The 5394-nt window shown below is 28.0% G+C and carries 5 protein-coding genes; 4 read left to right on the forward strand and 1 reads right to left on the reverse strand.

The window, feature by feature from the left end:
- Nucleotides 1-62 precede the first annotated feature (62 nt).
- Nucleotides 63-206 carry a hypothetical protein gene (locus QM495_RS08895; RefSeq protein WP_408671754.1) on the reverse strand — a complete coding sequence of 48 codons (144 nt, stop codon included), beginning with the start codon at nucleotides 204-206 and terminating at the stop codon, nucleotides 63-65.
- On the opposite strand from QM495_RS08895, the gene QM495_RS08900 reads away from it, so the two are divergent.
- The 4 genes from QM495_RS08900 (at nucleotide 205) to QM495_RS08915 (ending at nucleotide 5104) form a co-directional block, all read left to right on the forward strand.
- Entirely contained in the window at nucleotides 205-780 is a 576-nt protein-coding gene (locus tag QM495_RS08900) for a hypothetical protein (RefSeq protein ID WP_408671755.1), read from the forward strand. The two genes, QM495_RS08895 and QM495_RS08900, sit on opposite strands and share 2 nt — an antisense overlap.
- 11 nt (nucleotides 781-791) lie before the next feature.
- Nucleotides 792-1511 carry a hypothetical protein gene (locus QM495_RS08905; protein ID WP_408671756.1) on the forward strand — a complete coding sequence of 240 codons (720 nt, stop codon included), beginning with the start codon at nucleotides 792-794 and terminating at the stop codon, nucleotides 1509-1511.
- 332 nt (nucleotides 1512-1843) lie between these two features.
- Nucleotides 1844-2881, forward strand: a complete 1038-nt coding sequence (locus QM495_RS08910) for an AAA family ATPase (RefSeq protein WP_408671757.1) — start codon at nucleotides 1844-1846, stop codon at nucleotides 2879-2881.
- Nucleotides 2882-2887: 6 nt separating this feature from the next.
- Nucleotides 2888-5104: a S8 family peptidase gene (locus QM495_RS08915; protein ID WP_408671758.1), complete on the forward strand. Its 2217-nt coding sequence runs from the start codon at nucleotides 2888-2890 to the stop codon at nucleotides 5102-5104.
- Nucleotides 5105-5394: the final 290 nt, after the last annotated feature.

Consider the following 5394-nt stretch of genomic DNA (forward strand, 5'->3'; position numbering starts at 1 on the left):
GTATTTACTATTTCTCATCTTCTTTTTATCCTTATTCATACTGATATTTTATCTCAGAATTGCTAAATGTTCTGAGTATGAATAAGTGTAGCCGCATCAATATTAAGTGGTACTACTGAAGAACTCATAGATTTATTTAAAGATAAATTTGAAATTGAGTTAAAACAAACATTGTCTGGATTAAATCCAAATAGTGAAACATTCATGATAAAAAGAAATGAGTTATTAATTCAGTTTAAAAATGATAATATGTATTGTTTGACAAGATTATCAGAATATTTAAGGGAAAGAAAAAAAGCTGTTATTATAAATATTGATAATACAGATCAATTTGATAAATCATTACAAGACTATTGTTTTAGTCTTGCATATGAACTATCTCAACAACTACATTGTATATCAATTATATCTCTAAGGGAAGAACGATATATATCATCAAATATTGATGGATATTTAGATGCCTATGAAAAAAATGGTTTTCATATTAGTGCTCCAAATCCTCAACAAGTTTTTTTAAAACGTTTAAGCTTTATACAAAACAAAATTAATAATGAAAAAATAATATCTCAAAAGTACATTGAAGATATTAATATATTATTTAAAATATTAAAAAACAATCTTGAAGATGAAGAAAGTCAATTTAATAAATTTATGACGGCTGCAACACATGGTAATATTAGACAAGGTCTAGAATTATTTAGAAATGTTTTGTTCTCTAATTATACAAATGTTGCTGAAATGATTATTCAGAAAAACTGGACATTAGATTACACCAAATAATAAAACCAAGTATGATACCAATATATAGATATTATAATGAAAACACATCAACGTCTATACCAAATATATTTAGATTGCGAAGTAATCATAATACTTCTCATTTTACAGCATATAGAATTTTAAATACTTTGGCAACTAGAAATGATGCTTATATTTCTATACATGAACTAAAGTCTAGCTTTATAGAAATATTTAATATGGAAGATGATTTTATACTAAATATTGATATTCTATTAAAACGAGGGATGATAGAGTCAGAAAATGGATTAGATAAGTATAGCAAGTATTTACAGCAAATAAAAATTTCGTCATTTGGGTATTACATGCAAGATGTTATTTTTAAAGATTTTGCATATCTTGAGTTGATTTCATCGGATTTATCTGTCATTGATAAACAAACCTCAAATCAAATTATTGCATTTTCAAATAAAGATTATCAACTTTTAAAAGAATCACAAGAAAATAACATTAGTGAACAAGTATCTAATGCGCTTAGGTATAAAAGAATTCAGATCAAACAAGAAAAGGTTGATAAATTATGTGAATACTTTATTACACAAGAAAAATTAGAAGTAGCTAAATATGGATTAGATATTAATTCTTTAGTGAGTAGTAAAATAATTAAAAGTTTTAAAAGTCAAAGACGAGATATTGAAAGAAGTGCACAAAAGAACTTACGTATAAAAATAGAAGTTGAAAATAATAAGCATGGAATCAAAAAACTGGACTAAATGTAGTTCAGGCTGCTAATCAACTCATATTTCAACTAAAAACCGGTCACTAAACTTCACTGAATTTCCTAATGTACAGGAAATATTCTAAAAATGAAGCCTTTATGTCTTACCGTTTTGGCAATTATTGAAAAAGATAGTGAATTCGTAATAGACTCTTATTTTTAATAAATATAAGTTTTACAATAGTTATCAAAATTTAGCAGACTTAGAGTCAATTGTTGTAAAGTTAAATAATTATATATTAATATTTGTCCTAACTATTGATAATATGTCCCAACTAAGATATAATACATTTGATAGAATAAAATGAAAAAAAAGAATGTATTAAAATGAAAAAAAAGAATGTATTAAACTTAATAAAATATCATGCAGAAAAAAATGATTCTGCTTTTCGAAATGAAGCATATGAAATAGCAAAATATTTTGACGAAAGTAATGATTATCAACTTTCTGAGTACATTATGGCTTTGTTATCAGATGTAAATACCTTTTCTCCGCAAATTGAGGAAAGTGAAAATATATTTGTTAAGCGATTAGAAACTTCAAACAATCCACTTCCATTACCAAATTCAATTAAAGATAATATTTTAGGTATCATAAATGCCATAGGACACAATGCAGGTGTTAATAAATTTTTATTTGAAGGACCTCCAGGTACAGGCAAAACCGAGTCAGTAAAACAAATTGCAAGAATACTTGAAAGGGAATTGTTTATTGTAGATTTTGATTCAGTTATTGATAGTAAAATGGGTCAAACTTCTAAAAATATTTCATTACTTTTTAATGAAATTTCTTCTGTTTCCAATCCAGATAAAGTTATTATTTTGTTTGATGAAATAGATTCAATTGCGATTGATAGGATTAATTCAAATGATTTAAGAGAGATGGGAAGAGCCACTTCGTCTGTTTTAAAAGGCTTAGATAGCCTTAATGACAATATTGTCTTAATCGCAACTACTAATTTATATAAAGCATTTGATAAAGCATTATCAAGAAGATTTGATGCTGTTATTGATTTTAGTAATTATACAAAGCAAGACCTTGTTGATGTTGGTGAAGCTATTTTAAACAATATGTTACAGAAGTTTAAATTTGCCGGAAGAAATATACGGTTATTTAAGAAAATACTTGAATGTATGGATGCAATACCATATCCTGGGGAACTTAAAAATCTTATTAAAACATCAATAGCATTTAGTGACTCAAATAATGAATATGATTATTTAAAAAAATTATATATCAATGTTAGTAAAAATAATGAAAATATGGATTTAAAACAGTTGCAGAAGACTGGATTTACAGTTAGAGAAATTGAAATTCTAACGGGAATTTCAAAAAGTCAAGTATCTCGAGAGTTGAAGGAGTAATAAAAATTGAATGATTTACTACAATTAAAAGGAACTTTTGAGCAAGCACCTTATAAAGGTGGAGGTGGAGGAACTAATTTACCAAAAGGTAAATCTGTAAATGTATTAAGGTTACAAAATTTACTTAAAAATTTAAGTGAGCTACAGGTGTTCTGGCAAAATCAGAGTTTATTGTCTGGAGCACTCATTACAGCACACTATATTAAGGTTGCAGCTAAAACCAACAGATTACAAGCTCTTTTGGGAAATAATTCAAATAGTCCTAATAGCTCTGTAGTAGGTGCGAAATTTTCAAATGATGACTCTCCAAAACATATAATCACACATTACATATCTCGAAATATTTTAAATGAATCCATAAAACAATTAAGATATAGTATTGATATTCTAAATCAAAAATTTAATGGTGAAATAGATTGTAATACTATTGATAAAATAAATAAAAAAGAAGTTCTATTTACTCCTAAGACAATTGGAAAAACAAAATTTTTTAAAATAATTGTAGATGCATATTATGTTGATAAGTTTGATGTATCCACTGATGATGTGATATTTGAAAATGATGCAATTATTACTATCTATAAAACAGATTTAAGGACGACTCAATTACTAGAAAAAATAGGAATAAATATTTTATCTAACCGTATTATGGATGAAACAACTATTTTATTACGACCTGACGAATTAGAAACTTTAAAGGTAAAAGCTCCATTTTTAATATCTATGGCGGTTAGTGATTTATCTGAAATAACGAAAGATGACTTTGAGTTTATTGATGACGGAATGATAAAAATTAATTCACCAGAGCATGAGCCAACTATTGGTGTTATAGACACCCTTTTTGATGCAACTGTATATTTTTCTGAATGGGTTGAATATACTAATATGCTCTCTAATGAGATACCTACTTCAGCTAGTGATTATGAGCATGGAACAGCTGTTTCCTCTATAATTGTAGATGGGCCAACATTTAATCCTGATTTAGATGATGGATGTGGTAATTTCAAAGTAAGGCATTTTGGAGTAGCAAGTGGTATTAGTTTTAACTCATTTACAATATTAAGAAATATTAGTGAGATTGTATCTCAAAATAGAGATATTAAAGTTTGGAACTTATCTTTGGGATCAAAACTTGATATACATTCTAATTTTATATCTCCTGAAGCAGCTATTTTGGACAAAATACAATTTGAAAATGATGTCATATTTGTTATCGCTGGAACAAACTTATCTTCTGGGGAAACTGAAACTAGACCAATTGGAGCTCCAGCAGATTCAATTAACTCTATAGTTGTAAATTCTGTAGATATGAATAATCAGCCTTCATCATATAGTAGAAAAGGACCAGTCTTATCATTTTTCATTAAACCTGATATTAGCTATTATGGTGGTGATTCTGGAAATCCTATGAGGGTTTGTACTCCTACAGGAGAAGCATTTGTTAAAGGAACTTCATTTGCAGCCCCTTGGATTTCTAGGAAATTATCATATTTAATTGATATATTAGGGTTAAATAGAGATATTGCAAAAGCACTACTTATTAATTCTGCAACAGGATGGGATAAACAGCAAAATGATCCATCACTTATTGGTCATGGAGTTGTTCCAAAAAGAGTAGAAAATATTGTACATTGTGCAGATGATGAAATACAGTTTATTATACAAGGTATTTCTGAAGAATATGATACATACAATTACAAGATACCAGTGCCTGTAGTTAAAGAGAAGCATCCTTTTACTGCAAAAGCTACACTTTGTTATTTTCCAGCTTGTTCAAGAAATCAAGGGGTAGACTATACTAATACAGAACTTGATATAAAATTTGGTAGGCTAAATGGTAAGGAACATAAGTCTATTAACAATAACTATCAAACAGAGGAATTTGGTCATTATACATGGGAAGAAGATGCCAGAAAGATTTTTAGAAAATGGGACAATGTAAAACATATACGAGAAGTTCTAACTGGAAAAAATAGAGAATTAAAGGCTTATGATAACCCTTTATGGGGATTAAGTCTTAAAACAAAAGAACGACTAAACGAAAAGTTTGGTGAAGGACTCAAGTTTGGTGTTGTAATAACTTTAAAAGAAATAAATGGAGTTAATAGAATCGATGAATTTATTAAAAATGCTCAACTTAGAGGCTGGTTAGTTAATAAAATAGATGTGGATACAAGAATTGACATTTTTAATGTAGCAGAAGAAGAAATAGAGTTCGAATAATTTCCTAAGTTTCAAAAGTATTGGCTGCATAACTAAGTTGAAAATTGCATTTATTGGTTGAATGGGCGGTTGAAGTTTTTTTTTGGTGAGTAATGTTTCAGTCTAAACTTGCACGAAGTCATCTTAGCATTACAAAAGTAAATAGTCTGAGATTTATGTTTTGTAGATTTTAATGTGGGTAGCAATAGGATAGCAAAGAAAATATCATTATTTCTTAAAAGTTTAGTTTGATTCGTATTTTAGGGGTTTAGTGATGTTTAGAAGTGGTGGACCCTCAGAGATTCGAACTC

It is taken from the genome of Lutibacter sp., from assembly GCF_046055765.1.
Lineage (GTDB): Bacteria > Bacteroidota > Bacteroidia > Flavobacteriales > Flavobacteriaceae > Lutibacter.